We start from the raw sequence: 21,558 nt of genomic DNA, 5'->3' as shown, positions 1-21,558 counted from the left end.
CACCTCTTAAATAGACTGAGACACCAATTGAAAATGTTCAATTAATTGATCGACCAATTGGTCATGATTGAAATGCGTTTTATAGTAATGCCGCCCATTCGAGCCTAGCTTCTCCCGCTCCACGGGGTTCATTTCATACAACCGCAATATGGCTACTGCCAAGCCTTTCGCATCCTCTGCCGGCACTGTTAAACCTGCTTCAGATTCAATTACCACTCGCGCGCCTTCACCATTCAAACAGGCAAGAATTGGTTTACCGCTCGCCATATATGCCTGCACTTTATTCGGCACTGTTACTGCAAAAATGGGTTGGTCGGTTAATGTCACTAATAATGCTGATGCTTTCTGCATTAAACCAGGCATCATCTCCACTGGGAATCGCCCAGGAAGATCAAGGTTAGTCAAACCCCGCGTTTCTACCTCCTGACGCATCCATTCCCAACGACTCCCTTGCCCTAATACGACAAAACCAATATCCGTATGATCCTTTAATAAAGTAGCCGCTTCAACAATTACATCTACCGCTTGAGCTACACCAATATTACCGGCAAACATCACCGAGAATCCCTTACTCAATCCCGGGATGTCGGGCACAGCGACAACAGTTGGTACGCAAAAAGCCTCATCCACAGAATTGGGATAATACGCTATGGGTATTTTCGATGCCAAGATACGAACAGGCTCTTCGAAGGCTCTTGACTGTACTAGGAGCAGATCAGTATGTTGGTAGATAAAGCGCACCACCCACTCGACCATCTTGAGCACCGCATGGTTTCGCACATAGCCCGTCGCCGATAGACTTTCCGGCCATAAATCTTGCACCCACAACACCACCGGACACCCCTTCAGCCATCCAAGGAAAATCGCCGGAATAGCTTGCAGTATCGGCGAAGGGGCGTAGACAAAGACCACATCAAATTTTTTCTTGCGCAACATCCAAGGGGCGAACATCAATCCAGACACAACAAAGGACAGGTAGTTCAACGCCAAGCGCCACCCCCCTCTCCCCCCTCTCGCCAACAACGGAATACGGTTAATGTTAATATCTTTGTAGGTTTCTCGCTGACATCCCCACGCACGATACCCCGAAAATATCGCCCCTTGCGGGTAATTCGGCTTGCCGGTCAGCACCTCGACCTCAACACCCTTTTCCAGTAATGTTTTGGCAACCTCGTTGATGCGAAAGCTTTCCGGCCAGAAATATTGGCTTACAATGAGAACACGCAATTCAGCTCCTTATGCGCAAAAGAGATAAAGCCAACTGCCGCCAATATGTTAAACATAAAATGGTAACAAGACTGGTAAACAACCAAACGGGAAAAACCCGAGATCTCATGACGACCCCCTGTTAACAGACAATATAACAACATACCAAGCACATATACATTAGATCGATTTTGGCACGCAGCATCCGCGCATAAACCCCACGAAATTATTATGACAGTCGCCAAAATAAGAACTATCAAACCACCCAACATCATACTATAAACCATCCATCCAGCATCACGCCCCTCAATAGCCGTCTTAATATCAACCGGAACCCTGCAGCAAGATGCAACAAAAATTTAACCGAGTAATAGGTGCAGCTACAAATCTGTCTCCTAGCAAAGTAATTGAATGCCATCCTGAATAACTATTAACTAAAGCACTAAAGTGGACCCCTCCGTCAAGACAATAATACGTCGAGTTTAAGAGGGTAACCTTTCATATGCAGCTGCACGGCGCTGCCCCGGTTTTGTTTCTGGTTTTCGATCTTTTTCTAACAACGCTTTTCCTGACGTAGTGAACTTGTCCACGATGCTGGCACCACCGCCACTGGCTGTTCGATAAACCTCGTCTGGTGTTTTATAACCCAGTGACTGATGGATACGTTCAGCGTTATAAAACACAAAGTATTCCGTCAATCCTAGCAGCAGTGCTGGTAATGTAGCATAGCCTTTCAAATATACGTCTTCGTGCTTGACGCTACGCCAGAGCCGTTCCACAAAGATGTTATCCAATGCCCGTCCGCGACCATCCATGCTAATCGTAATGCCGTTTTCCTTGAGTGCACCCGTAAACGCGTCACTGGTGAACTGACTGCCCTGATCAGTGTTAAATAACTCAGGTATGCCGTGCGACTGTAGTGCCTGTTCCAGACAGTCCACACAGAAGCCACTGTCCATCGTATTCGATAATCGCCATGCCAGCACTTTGCGCGAGTACCAATCTATCACTGCCACCAAATACACGAATCCTCGTGGCAGGCGCAGGTAAGTGATATCCGTACTCCACACCTGATTGGGACGGGTCACTGCGACACCTCTGAGCAGGTAAGGATAAATCTTATGCTGCGGGTGCGCACGACTGGTGTTCGGTCCTGGCGCCATGCCAGCTAACCCCAGTGTGCGCATTAATCGTTGCACTCGTTTGCGATTGATGTGGTGTCCTATGCTACTCAGGTAATGCCTAATCTTGCGGCTGCCATAAAATGGATGCCGTGTGTATTCTGTGTCTATCAACGTCAGCAATGCCAATTCTTGTTCGTCAGTGGCTTTGATCAATCTGGGCGCATAAACGCTGGATCGCGCCACACCCGCCAATGCACACTGCTGACTGAGTGCTAAAGATGTGCATTGGCTAATCCACTGCTTGCGCAGTGCTATGGGTTGATCCCGGACTTTTTTTTAAGCCAGTCCAATTCCATTTTGAGTCTGCCAATCTCGGAATACAGTCGCTCTGGACTAGCAGAGAGATCCACTGGCTTCGGGCCGCGTTTGGCATTAAACAAGCCAGCAGCTTGTTCTTGCAACTCTTTCTTCCACAATCCAACCTGGGTCGGATGCACGCCAAATTCCTGACCTATTTCGTTAACCGTCTTGACACCACGAATCGCTTCCACTGCAACCTTGGCTTTAAACTCACCCGAAAAATGCTTACGATTTGTTTCACTCACAACCCGCTCCTTTTTACAGCAGGTTACCATCTTAATTCATTGTCCAGAAATCGGGGTCCACTTTACACCTTCCGCAAATTTTGTTCCTGCAGATACTGTAAATAGTGCAAATGGAAACCATGTTAAAACCATCCATCGTAACCGACCATTCAATAACAAGATAGAACACCACCAGCAAAAGATAGTCCTCACTACGAGGCCCAGAGGAATATATAACGATTGATCCAAAAGTCATCCCCAACATCATAATTTCACGTTTTTTTAAAAAAATATAAATCATATGCATACGCAAGGTAGACTACTAACACTCAAAAATCCAATAAATTCAGAATAAATTCAGAATAAATAAAAGCGCATTGGCTAGGTAAATGATTTCACCAGAATCCCTAAAAGGGCGCCTACCCGTGATTTATGGGTAAAGACCTCATCAAAGTGCAACACAATCAGTAACAAACAATATAACAAGCCACCAACACCCCACGAATAAATAAAATTCGTCTTGTTCATACAGATGCCACCAACTAAGACAACATATCTAATCAGTATAAGAAAAAGCGTTATTTCAATTGAAATAACGCTTTTTAATTGTAGCCAATCGCCATACCTAAATATTAAAAACAAATCCAAAAAATATAGCCGCTATTACCATTAAGATATAAATCTCAACTTTCATTGCTCTCCAAGGTTTCATCATCCATAAATTCACAGAATTTTACAGCAATAAAATCAAGATGATCACAAAACCGAAATGCAGGGAACTATAGAAAAAAATCAGTAATAAATGTAGTGACAGCTCTATGTCGTTTTATTAAAAAAACATAATGCGATTATCAAAAAAATATTTCTATCGTATTAATTTGCATGATCAATGACTTTTAATATAGTTGAATACAATTGACAGTACTCAAGAACAACAACCTCCCATGAAAAACTCTCCGCTACATATTCTTTAATTTTCACAGATGCACGCTCAACTCCACTCGCATCACGTAAAACCTCATTCAATCCCTTACCTATCCCTTCCACTGTGGCTGGCACAACCCACCCTCCGCCAACATCGGCGATTTGGTTAAAGCCACACTGGTCAGTCAACAACACGGGGGTTCCACAGATGCCGGCTTCAAGCGCCACGATAGACATAGCCTCATGCCGTGATGGGATCGCCAAAAAAGCGGCAGCATGATAAGCATGCGACTTATCAACACCCCCCAAGTAACCCACAAAATGCACGCGACCTGCAGCACCAGCAGACTTTGCAATAACTTGTAATTCTGCAAGCATCCCACCATCTGGACCAACGAATACCAGATCGAATTCAGGAAATTTTTCCATTACATTGCAAAAAGCCTCTAATAATAAATCGGGCCCCTTAATTAGATTCAACCGTCCCATAAAAAGTATAAAGGGTCGCATGCCAAGTTCATACTTTTCCCGAAATTTTTTATTATCTTCTGCCATAAAATCAGAAGCCGCAATCCCATTTGGAATCACCTGAATCTCCTCGCGCCTCACACCATAAGCTTTAAAAGCTCTCTCCTCATCTGGCGTCACTGCTATGCACATAGAAGCATTTCGTATGATTTGTTTACCAACAACAAAATTGTAAAACATCTTGATCAGTTTTGAGCGTCCAAATATTGGCAAAGCTCCTGCAGGACAAACCACATAAGGTTTATTTTTTTTACGAATCGCGAGATATACCAACGCATTTAGAATAGTCCAATGACCCATTAAATGCACAATATCCGCTTCATGCACAAGCTCATTGATTACTCGAAAAGAAAATTTGGGTATATAAAATCTTCTTAAAAGACACGGCAGCGCAATCACCCCCCCTTTACCAAGAAAACCTTTTCTCTCAACGCTCAATCCCGTATCGACAGTCAATACATGACAGTCAGCTCCTAACCGAACTAAAAACTTACTCATCTGAAAGGATCTTTCCGCTTCCCCACCACCTGTTATGGGGTCAAGCGTATTACTTACATTCAAAATTTTCATTGAAGACACCTTTTCCCAGCATGGTCAGCCGGTAAATTGTAGGCGCCAAAACATGCTCTAAAAAGCACCTGCAACACTGATAAATTCCCTTTGATGCCATTAATTTTAGTCGGGATATCACCCGTCAGAGGATATCGCCTTATCGTTGGCAACTCGACACATCGATAACCGAGCCTGGGAACCCGATAAGAAAGATAAGCAAGCAGTTCATAACTGATAAAAACATCCCGAAACGGTGCCACTCTGACATCCAACAGCATCTTGCTACTATAGGCTCTAAAACCTTGGGTTGTATCCGTCCATGAAAAACCGGAAAACAAACTTAACATTGGTGCATGAATAAACCGAATAGCGAAATCTCTCGATTTAGGCGTGTTTTCGGCTACCCCGCCGGGTATAAAACGAGAAGCTTGCACAAAGTCATATCCATTTTTGAGCGTAGCAATGAATTGCGGAATAGAGGCAGGGTCATCTTTGTCATTGCCGTCAATCGTGACAATACCATCGTATCCTTGATCCAGCGCAAAAGCATAGGCACAGCGCAATTGCGCACTAAGCTTGCCACGCCCCCTCTTTACTAAAAGCCCTCGAACATCTTTGTCTTTTAGGACATCGAGATCAAGCGATCCATCAGTACTGCCACCATCCACAATAATAATGTCAGCAACCTCAGAAATTTTGTGCATTTTCATGCGATCTAGTAAATTTTTGATCCGGGAGCCTTCATTGATAACAGGTATCACCACACAGAATTGATGACGTCGTCCAAGCCACAATGGCGTATCAAATTCAGGTACTTGCCAATTTGCGCGCTCAATTACGGATAAATCTGAATTCATCATCACCTATCCCTACTTAACCTACACGCACTGTAATCAATACTACGCCACTGATCACCAGCAATATCCCCACAATGGTTGTCCAGTAAAAAGGTTCTCGAAATATTACATATGAACATGTAGCCACGGTTGCCACCGCCCCAGCAGTCAGCACAGGATGCGCTACATTCAGAGGTAGACGAGCCAATGCAGCAGCATAAAGCAAAAATGCAACCCCATAGAGCACCAATCCCAACCAGAAAGGCCAATTACTCAAGGCTCCCATTGGATCATTCAAACTCGGAAATTTTCGAGGTGGCATCATGGCCAACTTAACCAATACACTTGCAGAAGCATTAGACAGTATGCCCATAATCAAAATCAACCATTTCATATCACAGCCCCTGTTATGGCAACAAAGGAGCCTCGATAATAACGAATAGCTATTCCGAGTGCTCGCTCTATTGCATCAAGATTGGATTCGTTTTTGGCAAGCAACATCTCAATGGTTACAATAAGTTCAGGTAGCCGCTCACTCAATTGCAAGCCTACTGTACTGTGATCAGCCCCCCCGTCGCCTAGTGTAACAAGGTTTGATTCGCTAGCATGAATATGACCAATCAAGGTCGCATAATCCTTAATGACCTGCCCTGCATCCTCGCCGTTTATGGTAAGGGCACCGGTATCTAGTTGCATGCGAACAGAAGGATGCGCCACCGCTGTCACAATACTCGCCGTATCGGCGCTATTAGTCATGAAGTTAGCACCATAACAGGGTGGATTTGGCTCAAGACATATCACCACACCATGTCGACTGGCAATATCTCCCAACTGCCTGAAAAAACCAATCGCAATATCACGCGCATCTTCATCTGGTAGCGCTGAACAATCACGGTTTTTAGGCGAACCAAACACCAACTTCGTAGCACCCAATCCAGCACCAATTCGACATACCACTTCCAGATGCGCCAGCATTGCAGTCTGAGAATCAACAGAACCGAACATATTCAACCCTGTGGTACCAAACAGCAGCGCTTGCATTCCTGCAATCTCAATTCCGCGACTCCGCCACCAGTCTCGTACCCGCACAATATCAACTGGACTAGTATTTTTCGGATCCGAAAAATACTTACCCGGCGCAATATCAATCGCATCGATGCCATAGCTATTTAGCAGAGAAGCCACCTGTTCATCTTCGGAAACGTTCCAGGCAATATTTGAAATCGCAATCCTCATCAAGCCTGCCCGCCCATTGTTGTAACTGATATTGGCTCTGATTGTGCATAAGCCCGAACTGCCTGAATAGTTTCTCGTTTACTGTACTGATAAACGCTATTACCACCAAACAAATTTGCATAGTTAGACTGCATATCATATGTAGCGGGCAAATTAGCAAAATTCTGATTGAACATTTTACCAAAGCCCGCCACTGACAACTCAGCCACACTGATAGGCTCGGCCGTAAGATGGACAAGCTTCAACCCGGCTTTGAGTGAAGTCTGAATATCCGACCAGAGATTAACCATCGGATAAAACTGGAACACGCCACGACTTTCAATTGCATGAAGATTATTATTGTTCTGAAAATCAAAAATCACGTTCTTACGCAAACCAGGTCCAACCAAACCAGGCAGTCTGACTATCAAATGATTCGGGAAATGGCCTTCAACGAATTTTTCCAGCAACCGGCGATGCAAACCATAAGGATGTAAATCCACCTCATCAACTTGCGTATCTTCTTTAACACCAACAGGCGCTTTAAAAACATCAACCGTGCTAATCAGCACAAAAGTTTTACATTTTATTGACTTAAGATGTGCAATCAACCCTTCAATTTTTTGACGATCCAAGTCAGGTTCGCGGTTAGCGATCCATTTTTGAGCAGGAGCGGCCGCACACACAACCATATCAAATTCACTCCCATCAATCTCATTGATATTCACAGATCGAAACCTGCACTCAAACGAATGTTGTTTAAGCAATGTTGAACCAACAAATCCCGTATAACCAATCAACGCATCAGACATCTACACCCCACAATTCATTATCTATCTTTTAAATGAGCAAAAATTCTTCCGCATCCAACTTCTCAAGTACGTCATAAATATTATCAATCTTTCCACCGAGAATCGAATAGCAGTTAGGTAATTCAGCATGACGTTCAAATAAGATTGGCCTACCATCATCGCCTTCGTTCTTAACCAATACCGTCTTCACTTCAAATAACGACTCTACATATCTGGCATCTGCTATTGCTGGCATGTACCGCATAACATCCCTGACCATCCGATCCACTCGCGTTGCCCGATGGTAACTCTCCAGCCTTTGATAGGGATCAACTCCTTCCATATCAGCCCAGCTGAGATGAGGCGTATATCGAACATGCGACAGCGTGTGCAACCCCCTACTCGGAAACGGCATCATAGAGAAAAAAGGGCCATCCATCACAGTGATGCCCATACCTGCCAATTCAGACGGCACTTGCATCAAAGCCATCTCAGAAATTTCATGCTTCAGCCCAGTTTGCGTACCATGAAAATCCCCACCAAACTGATTAAGCCCGCTATATGTGCAATTAAATACATAACGGGTATTCAGTGCCTCTGGCATGTCGTTTTCGCATTGTACCGACAAGCCGTTTTGCATTTTTTTTATGCACTGAACGCGTGTACCCATACGCACTTCCACGCCACATTCCTTAAGTTCATCCCTTGCCCACTGGGCCAGTTTGTTAGCATCGAAGGCATATTCTTCGACTACAAACACCGCTTCTATCAAACGTGGCTCGAACAAACTACGCACGTTATCAGGTGCGGGTTCTAACTTAGCCCCTATTTCACGACAGAACCGTTCAAATTGCCGCGCCGTAACTTTAGAATTACGTTTGGCTATGGCATAAAGCTTGGTGAAATCTCTTTTCATCGCCTGCGGATATTCCTGCACGAAGCGTGGCAGGTTGATGCGGCTACGGTAAGCCGTGGTAAAGCTGCGTGGGTAGTGGTAACCGTTATGAACACGAGCCTGATTATTGTAAGAGGCGCGTTGCAATAACTCATTCTCCCGCTCGATTAACAAAACATTCGAGAACCCACGCTGCTTCTTGAGGTAGACGGCAATTGCCGCACCATAAAAACCGCCGCCAATAACTATTGCGTCATACATTATTACAGCCACCCTTCACCGGTTCATTCGATAAAGCATAGCTTATCATTATGAAAAATGAGTTTTTGCACGGATTTCTTCAACATTCAGTTTCTCGCGCCGAGTTATAACAGCACTAGTAAACTCTTGTGCCACATGGTACATCGGCCCCTCATTAGAGAGGCTTGCCATATGTAAAATGTATTCACCCAACATCCACAAAACGAGCGAAATCAAAAAGAACATACCCGACTGTTGTAGAGATAATGTCACCCACCCAGGCGCAACATCCGGTTTTAGCAAAGCAACTGCAATAACATAAAACGAATAAAATAAATTTGCACCAGCACCAAACAAAGAGAGCGCCGTCACTAAACGCATCGGTCCACGGGTAGTCGAAACCAGCAAACGCATACCACGATCAATACTTTCACTCAGACGTTTGGGTTGCGATGGTCGCGTCTTGGCGCTGTAACTTAAATTAACTTTGGTAAAACCGCCAGTGGCAGGCAGATGACGATAGGTCAGCGAAGGCATAGGATGCTGCAGAATAAAATTCACAACCCGCTTGCTCAACACTCGATATGACGGCGCTTCATTAGCTAGATGAATGCCATTGAACGTCTGATAAATACTGTTAAAGGCTGAATAACAGGCTCGATAAGCCAAACTTTGCCGAGGTTTTTGTTGATTAGAGGCGAACACAACATCTGCCCCCTCTAATGCCTGCTCCAACAAACTTGGCAGAAAATTGATGCTATCTGCTGCAGCATCGATCACGGCAACAAAGTCGCCCAATGCATTTTCCAGCCCAACCCAAGATGCGGTATCTGAGTCCACCTCTTTGGTCAGCGCGTATACTTGAAGGTTAGGCAGCCCACCCTCCCTTGTCAGCTTCTTCAACACCGAGATACTGTCATCTTCAGATGCATTATCCACAATGATTAATTCATAGTCACTAACCAGCTCAGCCAAGGGCAATGATATCTCATGCAAAACAGATTCGATCGAAGCTGCCTGATTACGCATAACCAAAACGATGGACAAGAAAATAGGGTAACTCATAAAAATCACATATACCTAATCAACATGAAGTTTAGTGCGCAAATCTTGCCACTCAAATCTAAAATATAAGGATGATGTTGCATACTTAATTGCAGCCAAACTGATTGCCAGTGTGCTCCAGTAAACATACCTGAAATCCGCCATTGGTGTTACTGGAATATAACTAAACATATACAGTAATCCTGAAATTAAAAGCACTCTAATCAGCGTCAACGAATCTTTATCATCACCCTGCATTATGAACGTTGCGCACAAGAACAACGAAGCCATGGTCAACCACCAATAAGGCTTAAATAGGAATGGTAACAAATGAGCCACGCTCCAGACATAACCTTTCAATAAAATTGTCGCAGCATTATCATTTTGCACCAATCCTATTTCATTGGTACTAATTCCGGAAAACCAATATATATATGGTTTCTCCGATGGATCGCGCAGTAAATACAAATAAGCATTTAAACGAAATTGCGCATACTCAAGCGGATATACTTTAACTGCAGCAACCCATGCTTTTTTAATTTCTTCATACGGAATTGGCGCCACATTCTGATACGATGGTTTAGTAATCAGACAAAACAATCTCCCCACCAACTTCGTATCCCCTATCGTCTCTTGACTGCATTCTTTGACAGTTTTGTAATCGATTCGTGGCAAAAGGCTTTTGTCTGCGACTTCGGATAAATGGACAAGATCATCGACCATCATATAGCTATCCATATGATTTTTTTCTGCACTCAGCAGCTGGTAGTTAAAGAAATTCAAAAATACGAACATCATGACCATCAATAGCGAAGTAATAGCTACTTTGATCCGATTTGAGAGCATAGGCAACAATCTTCCAGTCGCATACCAAACAATAGGTAGCAATGCCGCAGGCGCATTGCTACGCACCATAAATGCATACAATAACAAGCTAACTGCCACAAAACCCTGAGGGAAAGTTATCTTGCTCCTACTCAATAAACCAATAGCAAGTAGCATACTGAATGCCATACCCACGTCTTTCCACAAGACACCTTCAAAATTGACGACCCAAGGAAAAAAGCCCAACAGGATAAACCACTTGGCCGAGTGATTCTCGCCAGCGTTTCTGTGCCAAATGTACAACCCTATCCAAAGCATACCCAAATGCACGAATAATAAGCTTTGTGGTCCATCAAAAATCAAGTTCAATTTTGACCAAAGCCATGCCATGACAGGCGGATGCCCATCTGCAAATTGCAACGTGTGTGCTTGCTTGTATTGCTCAAGTGAATCTGGTGACATAAAACCTGGATAACAGGCAATAACAAAAAAAACAAAACCGATAATCACCCATAGAAATGTTCTAGGAGAGTGCTCGATTTTCCATAAATTAGAAAATTTCATCTGCAACTTTCGAGGCCATCAGCTTATATCCCTGAATGCTAAGGTGGGTATCATTAGGCAAATAAAGATCAACAGTATTGCCAGCAGCCTGTTGAAAATAGCTCAGTAAATTCACATTATTAACACCGGCAGTCTTCAATTGCTCAAAAACATTCGGATACCCAGTTCCGCTTGCTTTATTAGCCATGTACATACGATAGACTGAAGACTTATCTGGCACCACGATCACCACCAGATGCAACCCCTTCGTTGCAAGATTGCCCTGAATTCGTTTAAGGTTTACTACTGCGGCCATTATATCTTTTCTCGACCAAGCTAATTTAGTTTCATCTTCCTCATAGTATAAAAGGCGATTAGATTTGCGATCCGAGAAAAGTTTACCAGTAACAAGTGGAACATTCATCACTCCGCCTGAAGATATTGATATATTGTCGCCAGCCCATGCCATACGCGTCGCATTTGTAGCAGTCGGAATAAGATAAGCAGCATCCATTGTCAAACCTACCTGTGATCGTGTTGCAAGTAACTCCTTTCCTGAGGTCTCAAGCGGTTTCGGAAGCCTGTAAGTACATGTATTGATATTGCGAAACAACGGGACAAAACTTCGTTCAACCACTTGAATTACTACGGTATTCACTGTTGAATAAGAAGGTTTAAGCACCCACTTTAACCAGTTATCGACGCAACCGACATCCTGATACTGAAAAGAAAGGATAGTAAGATTACGTGACTCAGCAAGATACGACTGCCATATATTCGGATGCGAAAATGAATCCCCTAGAACCAATACCTGAGGGTTGGCAAATCCAGCTCCATTCGACCGCACATAAACAGCTGGCTGCGGCTGATTCCACCCATAATCTCGCTCAGACCAATGTCCAATTCGAGTTAAATCCCCTGAGACATGTTCAAAAAATACTGATAACGGAACAGCGATCACAAAATACACGACTATGGGAAAAGCAAACCACACCAGATAAGAAATTGAGATACGATTAGATTTCATTAGAATTGATAATAAAGAAAAGTGCTCACCTTATCCAACTTGCTCACTGCCAAGCAGAATACACAACCCAAAAACAACCCCATAGCTGGTCTTAACCGCCAAGTAACAGCCCAATTAAATAACCTTGATTCTCTGTTTAGATTCTCAACTATGTTGAAGAACTGCTGACTATTTGGCGCAAACCAGACGATAAACAAACCAAGTATTAATAATCTGGCAAATGGAGCAAGCCCACCCATGGAACCCATACCTGGGATATTAAGGAAAACACCACCAAAAGTAACCCCTACAGGCAGCAATCCACTTAAATTACCAAGACCATCAGCTAACATGCCTAATTTGGAAGGCAAGGAAATACCCCCATAACCGAAACATCCTTTTAATACCAAAATCGCTGATGAAAAAGATTCCGCACGGAAAAAAACCCAGGCAACAACTACACATACAAAAGTAAGTAGCGTTGCAGCCAAATAATAAACACGCGCAGGAACACCTTGCGTAGGCATGCGACCAGCAACCAGGGATCGCCATGCGTGATTAATAACCAAGTAGAGGCCATGCAACCCACCCCAAATTACGAATGTCCAATTAGCTCCGTGCCACAAACCACCCAGCAGCATCGTAATCATAAGATTCATGTACCGCATTAACTTTCCATTCCTGTTTCCACCTAACGGTATATAAAGATAGTCACGAAGAAATCTGGAAAGCGTCATGTGCCAACGACGCCAGAAATCAATAATGTTCGCTGCCTTGTATGGCGAATTAAAATTGATTGGCAACTTGATACCAAATACCATGGATATGCCAATAGCCATGTCGGAGTAACCTGAAAAATCAAAGTACAGTTGCAGTGTATAAGCCAACGCACCGGTCCATGCTTCAATAAAGTCTGGCTGGACTCCCAAACCCGTAGCTGAAAAAACCGGCCCGACATAATCACTAAAGCTGTCTGCCAGCAGTACTTTTTTTGCCAAGCCAATGGTAAAAATACTCAGCCCTAACGCCACATTGTCCCATTGCAAACGATATGTTTCTGGCTTGGCAAATTGAGGCATCATCTGCTCATGATGAAGAACGGGACCAGCAATCAGATGAGGAAAATACGTAACGAACAGCAGATAGTGGATGAAATTGTATTCCCGAGCCACTCCACGATACACATCCACCAAAAATGCAATTTGGGTAAAGGTAAAAAAGGAAATTCCCAGAGGCAAAATAATATCAACCAAAGGCAATGTCCCATCAGACAACCAGTTTGTAGTGGCAATAAAAAAGTTCGCGTATTTGTAGAAGCCCAGCAATACAAGATTAGTCGTTATCGCGAATGTGAGAAACAGCTTTGCATGGGTGCGACTACGTGCATGTCCGATCACATAACCGATACCATAGTTTATAACAACTGAAGCGAGGAGCAAGCCAACATACTTGGGCGACCACCACCCGTAGAAAAATAGCGAAGCAAATGCAAGCCACAATGCACTGACATTACGACCTAAAGTGGACCCCGATTTCTGGACAATGAATTAAGATGGTAACCTGCTGTAAAAAGGAGCGGGTTGTGAGTGAAACAAATCGTAAGCATTTTTCGGGTGAGTTTAAAGCCAAGGTTGCAGTGGAAGCGATTCGTGGTGTCAAGACGGTTAACGAAATAGGTCAGGAATTTGGCGTGCATCCGACCCAGGTTGGATTGTGGAAGAAAGAGTTGCAAGAACAAGCTGCTGGCTTGTTTAATGCCAAACGCGGCCCGAAGCCAGTGGATCTCTCTGCTAGTCCAGAGCGACTGTATTCCGAGATTGGCAGACTCAAAATGGAATTGGACTGGCTTAAAAAAAAGTCCGGGATCAACCCATAGCACTGCGCAAGCAGTGGATTAGCCAATGCACATCTTTAGCACTCAGTCAGCAGTGTGCATTGGCGGGTGTGGCGCGATCCAGCGTTTATGCGCCCAGATTGATCAAAGCCACTGACGAACAAGAATTGGCATTGCTGACGTTGATAGACACAGAATACACACGGCATCCATTTTATGGCAGCCGCAAGATTAGGCATTACCTGAGTAGCATAGGACACCACATCAATCGCAAACGAGTGCAACGATTAATGCGCACACTGGGGTTAGCTGGCATGGCGCCAGGACCGAACACCAGTCGTGCGCACCCGCAGCATAAGATTTATCCTTACCTGCTCAGAGGTGTCGCAGTGACCCGTCCCAATCAGGTGTGGAGTACGGATATCACTTACCTGCGCCTGCCACGAGGATTCGTGTATTTGGTGGCAGTGATAGATTGGTACTCGCGCAAAGTGCTGGCATGGCGATTATCGAATACGATGGACAGTGGCTTCTGTGTGGACTGTCTGGAACAGGCACTACAGTCGCACGGCATACCTGAGTTATTTAACACTGATCAGGGCAGTCAGTTCACCAGTGACGCGTTTACGGGTGCACTCAAGGAAAACGGCATTACGATTAGCATGGATGGTCGCGGACGGGCATTGGATAACATCTTTGTGGAACGGCTCTGGCGTAGCGTCAAGCACGAAGACGTATATTTGAAAGGCTATGCTACATTACCAGCACTGCTGCTAGGATTGACGGAATACTTTGTGTTTTATAACGCTGAACGTATCCATCAGTCACTGGGTTATAAAACACCAGACGAGGTTTATCGAACAGCCAGTGGCGGTGGTGCCAGCATCGTGGACAAGTTCACTACGTCAGGAAAAGCGTTGTTAGAAAAAGATCGAAAACCAGAAACAAAACCGGGGCAGCGCCGTGCAGCTGCATATGAAAGGTTACCCTCTTAAACTCGACGTATTATTGTCTTGACGGAGGGGTCCACTTTAACCATAGCGTGCTAGCCAGAAAAATCCGGCAAACGCGATTGGAAAAAACAAAAATATAAATTCGTAAGAATTAAATAACATGCCCTACACTTTGGCTAGTGTGATAATTTTTATACCATGCCGCAAAAGCGACTATGGCCGTTTCAAGATTTTGTGGTTTTTTAAACCCCAATCGGACGAGCTTCTGATCACTGTATTTTATGGATGGATTAATATTCGACTTTCCTGCAAGACGCAGCAATGCTCCAAGGCAGAATTTTGGAATGAACACCCTTGGAACAAAATAAGATTTTCCGAAGTTAGTAAGCAATCTGTTTTCTATATCGCGATAATTATTAACTGGAGAGTCATCATCAGCAATGATGAAAATTTCACGATCTACTTTTTCAGCATCTAGCAAAAACACCAATGCAGCAACTACATTCTCGACACAAACAAGATTCATGCTCCTGCGATTAAACAGGCAAGATTTGGCGTAATTAATCAACAAATTTTTCGTCATTAGCTCATTCGCCATCTTGAGTAAATTCTTGCCATCCGGACCAAACACAGCAGTTGGACGAAGAATCGTAACCTCAAATTTTCCAATAGCTAGTTCAAGCAAAACTTCTTCCATCCGCAATTTGGTTTGTTCATACTCTGAAATTGGTACACATAGAGTACTTTCAGTAACCCAATCACTATCAACCCTTCCAGCCACCACTGCTGTACTGCAATGAACCAACCGCAGGATCTGGTTCCTGACGCAGGCATTAGCAAGATTAGCCATAGCTTCCAGATTATCCTGCACAAGGTAAGCCAAATTGATAACGGTACAGTTTTTACTGAGTAACACATCCAATGAATCCGAGTTCAGCATATCCCCTTCAATGAAACTCAAGTTGGAATGATTCTTCGACCTATTGCTATGCACCAACACCCGAATCTCGATATCATTCCGCTCAGCAAGAACACTTAACAAATGCTCTCCGATAAAACCCGATGCACCGATGATGACTAACGTTGTTCGATTAGATGAGAGGTTGCTGCTGCTCATCCAATGACTCGCTTAAGCGCCTGCAAATACTGCAGGCCCCATTTCGTATCTGGCTCCAGATGATTACCTTCGGCCCACTCATTCCATGACTTTAAAAAGACAAGTTTGTGCTCATCGACACGGCCATCCAAAGCACTTACAGCATCGTTTAAATGCTCCTCAAAAAGCGCAGGGGTCGAATTTGCCAGCACCAGCCCTTTGCGAGCTTTGCGAGGCGTGTTATCCCAATTGGGATAAACACAAGGATAAGCTTCACAATCAAACTGGTTGAGATCAGGTACAAGGTGTTTAATCGCATCCTTATACTCAACAATACGTGGCCCTCCCAGCGACAACCTCCGCCGTATTCCCCATATAATTCTTGACGCTTCGTTAATCACTGAATTCGCTGTGTTGGTGACGGCCAGAGTCGATATCGTAACGGCATCCAACCCAAGCACCGCTGCATCTTTAAAGTCCAGCATATTGATGCCTACTATATGCAAACCCTTAAGCCCAGCCTTTATTGCCAACTCACGCCAAAGACCAAATCGCCTCTTGGCATCAGGCATATCTGTCGGTTTGAAAATTACAAATACCGGCTTGCCGTCTACAGTCATATAACGGTGATCGCGAAAAGCTTTTAACAGATATTCGAAGTGAACCCTGTCGTCAGCTTCCCCTGGATAAGTCTGGTCGATTAATAATCGATGCGGCTCGTCCTTCCAGATCCCGCTCCATGAATGATTTGCCCAGCCCAGACAAAACGGGAAATCTGGCGATCCCGATGCAAGCACTTCATCAAAAGGCCGCTCAAGCATGCGGCGACCCGCAAACCAGTAATGCCAATAGCAAAAGCCCTCCACCCCAAAAGCGGCGGCCATTTCTGCTTGCGCAACCCTAGTCTCAGGCAACCTTAAGTCATAAAAACCTAAATCCGCAGGAATAACTGGCTGCTCATGCCCCTTAAACAAAGGCTTCGCGCTAGCGACATTAGTCCACTCGGTAAAACCTTTCCCCCACCACAAATCATTTTCAGGTGTTGGATGAAATTGGGGTAGATAAAAAGCGATGACACGAGCTGCTTTTTTCTTGGCTAACTCATCAACCTTCACTTTTCCATTAGTTGCGTTACTAATCAATTTTCACTACCTCAACATCAGGCAATGGAAAAACCAAACTCATTTTAGAAAACTTTTTGTTCGCCACAAAAAAATGTTTGAAATGCCAAGGCAACACAATCAGATAATCTGGATTTTTAGCCAACAACTCATCTTCCGGAATAATCGGTATCCATGTACCTGGTGTATAACAACCAAATTTCTCAGCATTCACTTCACCGACAAATTCAATTTCTTTGGTGGTTAAACCACAATATTGCAACAACACGTTGCCCTTAGTGGAGGCACCTAATGCTGCCACGGTTTTGCTTTCCGCATGAGCACTTTCAATAAATCTTAACAAATTGCGCTTTGTTTGAGCTACCCGTTGCGCAAACGCTTGATATGGCACAAGTGTATCTAAGTGTTCCCCCAATTCATCATCAAGAATTTTTTGCACTGGCGCTGCAATGGTTGAATCACCATTTGCCTTCGACACCATGACTGAAAAACTCCCGCCATTGATATCATTGAACTCTACATCAATGATTTTAAAACCCACCCGATCTGTCATCCATTTAATCTGATGCAACGCATAAAACTCGAGATGCTCATGGCAAACCGTGTCGTATGAATTCATTTCCAGCATGGTCGGCATATAGCTTTGCTCAAACACCCAAACACCGTCATCAGCAAGCACGTCATACACTTGCTGCATAAAACTCATCGGATCTTCAAGATCATAGAACATTGAGAATGAAGTAATTACCTTTGCTTTCTGGTTTGGAAAGCGCTCGTTCACTAATGCAGAAGAAAAGAAATCAGGAATTAATTGAATATGTGCAGGATAATAGCTTTGGAATTTGATACCGGTTGGATCTACGCCAACCAAAACCGGCCCTGAAGCTGGATACGCTTGCAACGTCGTGCTGTCATTGCTGCCAATATCGATAACAATATCCCCATCAGTCAACTCAACCTGCTCAAGGATTTTTTTTACCTTGGCATTGAGGTGCGCCACCATACTGGCATTAAGGCCAGAACGATAACCATAATTCTCACCATACATCTCACCCAAATCGTAGGAGTGCTCCATCTGCAGCAACCCACATACATCATCGCCGCCGACACATTTCACCAAACGTAGTGGGCCTGTTGTAACCTTTGCATCTTTATCACGCGGAAACACCCCTGTGAGCATTTGTTCGCCCAAATCCAATACACATTCTAAGTGCGTATTGCCACAAATTCTGCATTTTTCAATTTTTTTGTACATCGTCATTTAACCTATCAATTTTTTTCAATCTTAGCACTTAAGGTTCGCAAATCTGCATCCACCATCATGTGTACTAGTTCTCTAAACCCCACTTCTGGCTCCCACTTTAATTTAAGCTTTGCCTTAGCTGCACATCCAACAAGTAGCGCAGGTTCAACAGGCCGATAAGCCGATACATCCTCACGCACATAATCACGATAATCCAGTCCTAGACGGCTAAAAGCAAAGTCACATAATTCACGAACCGAATGCGCTTTTCCAGTCGCCACAATATAATCTTCTGCGCATTCCTGTCGCAGCATTAACCACATAGCGCGCACATAATCACCTGCAAAACCCCAATCTCGTTGCGCGTCCAGATTACCGAGATGCAACTCTTTGGCCAAACCAAGCTTGATTTTCGCGGCTTCATGAGTAATTTTTCTGGTCACAAAGCCCAAACCACGACGCGGACTCTCGTGATTAAACAAAATTGCTGAGCATGCAAAAAGGTCGTAGCGTTGACGGTAAATTCGTATCATGGAATCTGCGTAAAGCTTAGCCGCACCATACGGGCTGCGTGGATTAGCTAGCGTACATTCAGTCTGAGGACTTTCAACCGCTTCACCAAAAATCTCTCTGCTTGATGCTTGGCAAAATCGTATTTTTGTATCTACCTCACGCATTGCTTCCAATATGCGTGTTACAGCCAGACCATTCACCTCTCCCACCCCAACGGGGTCATCAAACATTCCGGCCCCTGATGAATATGCCGCAAAGTTGTAAATTTGTGCCGGGCGATATTCCGACAACACTTCCACCATGATATGCTGATCCAGCATATCCCACGAAATCAACTCAACACTATTTTGCAATCCCTCAGGAAGCAATACCTTAGCATTTTGAACATCTCTCACTGCACCAATGACACGGCAATTCTTGGTTAGCAGCAACTCTGCCAAATACGAGCCATCCTGTCCGGTTATTCCTGTAATGAGTACTGTTGGCATTTTATTTACGAACGCCCCCCAAAACCCGAGTCACAAGCCTGCTCAGCAACCCCGCATTGCGACTACACAACAAATCATGCAAAGCCATCGGCGCTGGCTTAACTAAAATAGCAAAATAAAACACCATGATAAAATTCGCCACCGAAGCAGGGAAAACACTTAGGACATAAGCGATTACCCGCTCCACTTTACTGGTTTCATTCGGCCAAAACTTGCGGAACTCTGCTACTGAATAAGCCCCAAGTGCCCGGTTGTGAAAAAGTGCTTTGGCACTTCGCCACGGCTCACGACGGCAGACCTTTCTTTTTACTGCGTCCGAAAAATCCGGAAATGACCAGATTAGCTTTGGCCACTTGAACATCCAAATCTCGAAACTCCGGGGCGTCCACATTGCATTGCCATAGCGAATAACGATTAAAGGCTCGGCTATCACGCGAACATTCGCTATCGGTGGGGTTTGGAAAATCACCCCCACATGAATAAACAATGTTCCATAATAGGTGGCGCGATCTCTAGAGAGCCAGCATGTCCGCCGAATTATGACACAGCCTATAAACGAAAGATAAGCAGCAATTTCAGCAAAAAAAGCCTCACTATCCACCTGATGGTAGCCCTTGTCAGCGTCAAACATTAAGCTTTGATTCTCGAATACTACAGACATGTCCTTATTTCTAACTTCTGAATTAACGACAATTAAATCATCTTCACCATTAAGCGTTAACAGGACTTTTGTTAATGCACCAGAGCGGAGCAAATCATCATCGGTCATTAGCCAGCAGTACTCTCCTCGTGCATAACCAACTGCCTTATCGAAGTCAGCATCAACTCCAGAATTTATGGACTCTCGAAAATAACGGATTTCAGGATGTTGTAACACATATCGTGCCATTACTTCTGGTGTAGAGTCCGGCGATGCGCCATCTACAACAACAATCTCGACGCCGGGCTCCATCTGAACAAGGATAGAATCCAGCGTCGCACCAATAAACGCTCCCCTGCTATAGGTTGCAATGCAGATGGATAATTTTGTAAACATTATTTGGATGTCTTTTACCGTTGGGCATTCAATTACTGCGTAAATATTTCTTCCGATTTGGAAAATACATAATTAAAAGTTCCAGATTCAGCATGGCCTTTTTCGATCCAATTTGCCACTTCACTAGGATTCACTAACTTTGGGATACCAGTTGCAGTAAATGCTTGGTAACCATTGTCCCAAAATAATTTAAATATTTCTTGGAAATCTGGGTTTCTTCCATCAGGATGAAATTCTTCAAGACATATCTCCAATAACCAAATAGGTTTAGGTACAAGACGGAGTGTTGCCAATGCGCCTTTCAGCACTTGAAATTCAGCCCCCTCTACGTCCATTTTAATAAACAAACGCTCACCAATAAAACGTCCAGCCAAGACATTATCCAACGTTGAAACAGGAACAATCTTCTTGAAGCGAGATGAATAACCCGCCCAGTTTTTAACCAAAGAAGCTGATGGCCCTGACGCCCCATACAATGTCAGCAACCCAGGCCGATCACTTAGCGCAAGGGGAAATACTTCCGTCCTACTTTCCCATCCGTTTGCTGTTAGGTTTTGAAATAAACATTGTAAGTTCTGCTGTTGTGGCTCAAAAGCGATCACAGGTTTTCCAGACTGCAGAGCAAGGCAAGTGTAATAACCAAGATTGGCACCTATATCCACGAATACATCCACTTGAGGCAATAGTTTCGTGATTATTGCTGTTTCCTCTACTTCAAACTTTCCAATTCGCATTAACTCATATGCAGGGTGCAAACCCGAAGTCAATTTAAAACCTAGCGGCGTCACTACCTCGCTAGTTTTCGTCCAGACTTTTGTTCCCCACCAATCCGTTAGTACATGGAATTTCCATCTCAAGCTCGCATTAAGCTTTACTAAAGTATTTGAACGCTTAGCTAAAGCTTTCAACCAGCGTGGCAATATCGACATTTAATTTCCTTGTTCAGTGAGCAGTTGATGAA

17 protein-coding genes and 2 pseudogenes are annotated in these 21,558 nt (G+C 44.1%); 1 reads left to right on the top strand and 18 read right to left on the bottom strand.

Annotation, left to right across the window (positions count from 1 at the left end; translation table 11 throughout):
* Positions 1 to 6: 6 nt before the first annotated feature.
* The 12 genes and pseudogenes from SFSGTM_RS03340 to SFSGTM_RS03285 form a co-directional block, all read right to left on the bottom strand.
* Entirely contained in the window at positions 7 to 1,227 is a 1,221-nt protein-coding gene (locus SFSGTM_RS03340) for a glycosyltransferase family 4 protein (RefSeq protein ID WP_162083920.1), read from the bottom strand.
* A gap of 557 nt (positions 1,228 to 1,784) precedes the next feature.
* Positions 1,785 to 2,965, bottom strand: a pseudogene (locus SFSGTM_RS03335) (IS3 family transposase); the annotation flags it as partial.
* 822 nt (positions 2,966 to 3,787) lie between these two features.
* Positions 3,788 to 4,936 (bottom strand): glycosyltransferase, encoded by a 1,149-nt coding sequence (locus tag SFSGTM_RS03330; protein WP_162083919.1) that lies wholly within the window; start codon positions 4,934 to 4,936, stop codon positions 3,788 to 3,790.
* On the bottom strand, positions 4,933 to 5,778 hold the full coding sequence (locus SFSGTM_RS03325) for a glycosyltransferase family 2 protein (protein ID WP_198420609.1): 846 nt from the start codon (positions 5,776 to 5,778) through the stop codon (positions 4,933 to 4,935). The genes SFSGTM_RS03330 and SFSGTM_RS03325 overlap by 4 nt, the downstream gene beginning before the upstream one ends.
* A gap of 13 nt (positions 5,779 to 5,791) precedes the next feature.
* Positions 5,792 to 6,148, bottom strand: coding sequence for an SMR family transporter (locus SFSGTM_RS03320; RefSeq protein ID WP_162083918.1), 357 nt, complete (start codon positions 6,146 to 6,148; stop codon positions 5,792 to 5,794).
* Complete coding sequence (locus SFSGTM_RS03315; RefSeq protein ID WP_162083917.1) at positions 6,145 to 6,990, bottom strand: sugar phosphate isomerase/epimerase family protein; 846 nt, start codon at positions 6,988 to 6,990, stop codon at positions 6,145 to 6,147. Before SFSGTM_RS03315 ends, SFSGTM_RS03320 begins: the two co-directional genes overlap by 4 nt.
* Positions 6,990 to 7,781 (bottom strand): NAD(P)-dependent oxidoreductase, encoded by a 792-nt coding sequence (locus tag SFSGTM_RS03310; RefSeq protein WP_162083916.1) that lies wholly within the window; start codon positions 7,779 to 7,781, stop codon positions 6,990 to 6,992. Before SFSGTM_RS03310 ends, SFSGTM_RS03315 begins: the two co-directional genes overlap by 1 nt.
* Positions 7,782 to 7,809: 28 nt before the next feature.
* Positions 7,810 to 8,916 (bottom strand): NAD(P)/FAD-dependent oxidoreductase, encoded by a 1,107-nt coding sequence (locus SFSGTM_RS03305; protein WP_162083915.1) that lies wholly within the window; start codon positions 8,914 to 8,916, stop codon positions 7,810 to 7,812.
* A 48-nt stretch (positions 8,917 to 8,964) separates the two neighbouring features.
* Positions 8,965 to 9,960, bottom strand: a complete 996-nt coding sequence (locus tag SFSGTM_RS03300) for a glycosyltransferase (protein WP_162083914.1) — start codon at positions 9,958 to 9,960, stop codon at positions 8,965 to 8,967.
* A 15-nt stretch (positions 9,961 to 9,975) separates the two neighbouring features.
* Entirely contained in the window at positions 9,976 to 11,328 is a 1,353-nt protein-coding gene (locus SFSGTM_RS03295; RefSeq protein WP_162083913.1) for a hypothetical protein, read from the bottom strand.
* The gene (locus tag SFSGTM_RS03290) at positions 11,315 to 12,334 is read right to left on the bottom strand and encodes an alginate O-acetyltransferase AlgX-related protein (protein WP_162083912.1); all 1,020 of its coding nucleotides are present in this window, start codon (positions 12,332 to 12,334) and stop codon (positions 11,315 to 11,317) included. The genes SFSGTM_RS03295 and SFSGTM_RS03290 overlap by 14 nt, the downstream gene beginning before the upstream one ends.
* Complete coding sequence (locus SFSGTM_RS03285; RefSeq protein WP_232526031.1) at positions 12,334 to 13,812, bottom strand: MBOAT family O-acyltransferase; 1,479 nt, start codon at positions 13,810 to 13,812, stop codon at positions 12,334 to 12,336. Before SFSGTM_RS03285 ends, SFSGTM_RS03290 begins: the two co-directional genes overlap by 1 nt.
* A 53-nt stretch (positions 13,813 to 13,865) precedes the next feature.
* Here SFSGTM_RS03285 and SFSGTM_RS03280 point away from each other — a divergent pair.
* Positions 13,866 to 15,046 (top strand): annotated as a pseudogene (locus tag SFSGTM_RS03280) (IS3 family transposase); the annotation flags it as partial.
* Between the two features lie 205 nt (positions 15,047 to 15,251).
* On the opposite strand, the gene SFSGTM_RS03275 reads toward SFSGTM_RS03280, so the two are convergent.
* The 6 genes from SFSGTM_RS03275 to SFSGTM_RS03250 are packed head-to-tail and all read right to left on the bottom strand — an operon-like array spanning position 15,252 to position 21,526.
* Positions 15,252 to 16,217 (bottom strand): NAD-dependent epimerase/dehydratase family protein, encoded by a 966-nt coding sequence (locus SFSGTM_RS03275; RefSeq protein WP_162083911.1) that lies wholly within the window; start codon positions 16,215 to 16,217, stop codon positions 15,252 to 15,254.
* A complete protein-coding gene (locus SFSGTM_RS03270) occupies positions 16,214 to 17,338 on the bottom strand; it encodes a glycosyltransferase WbsX family protein (protein ID WP_232526030.1) in 1,125 nt (374 codons plus the stop codon). Before SFSGTM_RS03270 ends, SFSGTM_RS03275 begins: the two co-directional genes overlap by 4 nt.
* The gene (locus tag SFSGTM_RS03265; protein ID WP_162083910.1) at positions 17,331 to 18,572 is read right to left on the bottom strand and encodes a class I SAM-dependent methyltransferase; all 1,242 of its coding nucleotides are present in this window, start codon (positions 18,570 to 18,572) and stop codon (positions 17,331 to 17,333) included. Before SFSGTM_RS03265 ends, SFSGTM_RS03270 begins: the two co-directional genes overlap by 8 nt.
* Positions 18,573 to 18,586: 14 nt before the next feature.
* Positions 18,587 to 19,561: a GDP-mannose 4,6-dehydratase gene (locus tag SFSGTM_RS03260; RefSeq protein ID WP_162083909.1), complete on the bottom strand. Its 975-nt coding sequence runs from the start codon at positions 19,559 to 19,561 to the stop codon at positions 18,587 to 18,589.
* A gap of 1 nt (position 19,562) precedes the next feature.
* Positions 19,563 to 20,597 (bottom strand): glycosyltransferase family 2 protein, encoded by a 1,035-nt coding sequence (locus SFSGTM_RS03255; protein ID WP_162083908.1) that lies wholly within the window; start codon positions 20,595 to 20,597, stop codon positions 19,563 to 19,565.
* Between the two features lie 32 nt (positions 20,598 to 20,629).
* Positions 20,630 to 21,526: an FkbM family methyltransferase gene (locus SFSGTM_RS03250; RefSeq protein ID WP_162083907.1), complete on the bottom strand. Its 897-nt coding sequence runs from the start codon at positions 21,524 to 21,526 to the stop codon at positions 20,630 to 20,632.
* Positions 21,527 to 21,558: the final 32 nt, after the last annotated feature.

This window comes from Sulfuriferula nivalis, assembly GCF_009937995.1.
Classification (GTDB): Bacteria; Pseudomonadota; Gammaproteobacteria; order Burkholderiales; family Sulfuriferulaceae; genus Sulfuriferula; species Sulfuriferula nivalis.
This window is presented reverse-complemented; position numbering and strand designations above follow the sequence as displayed.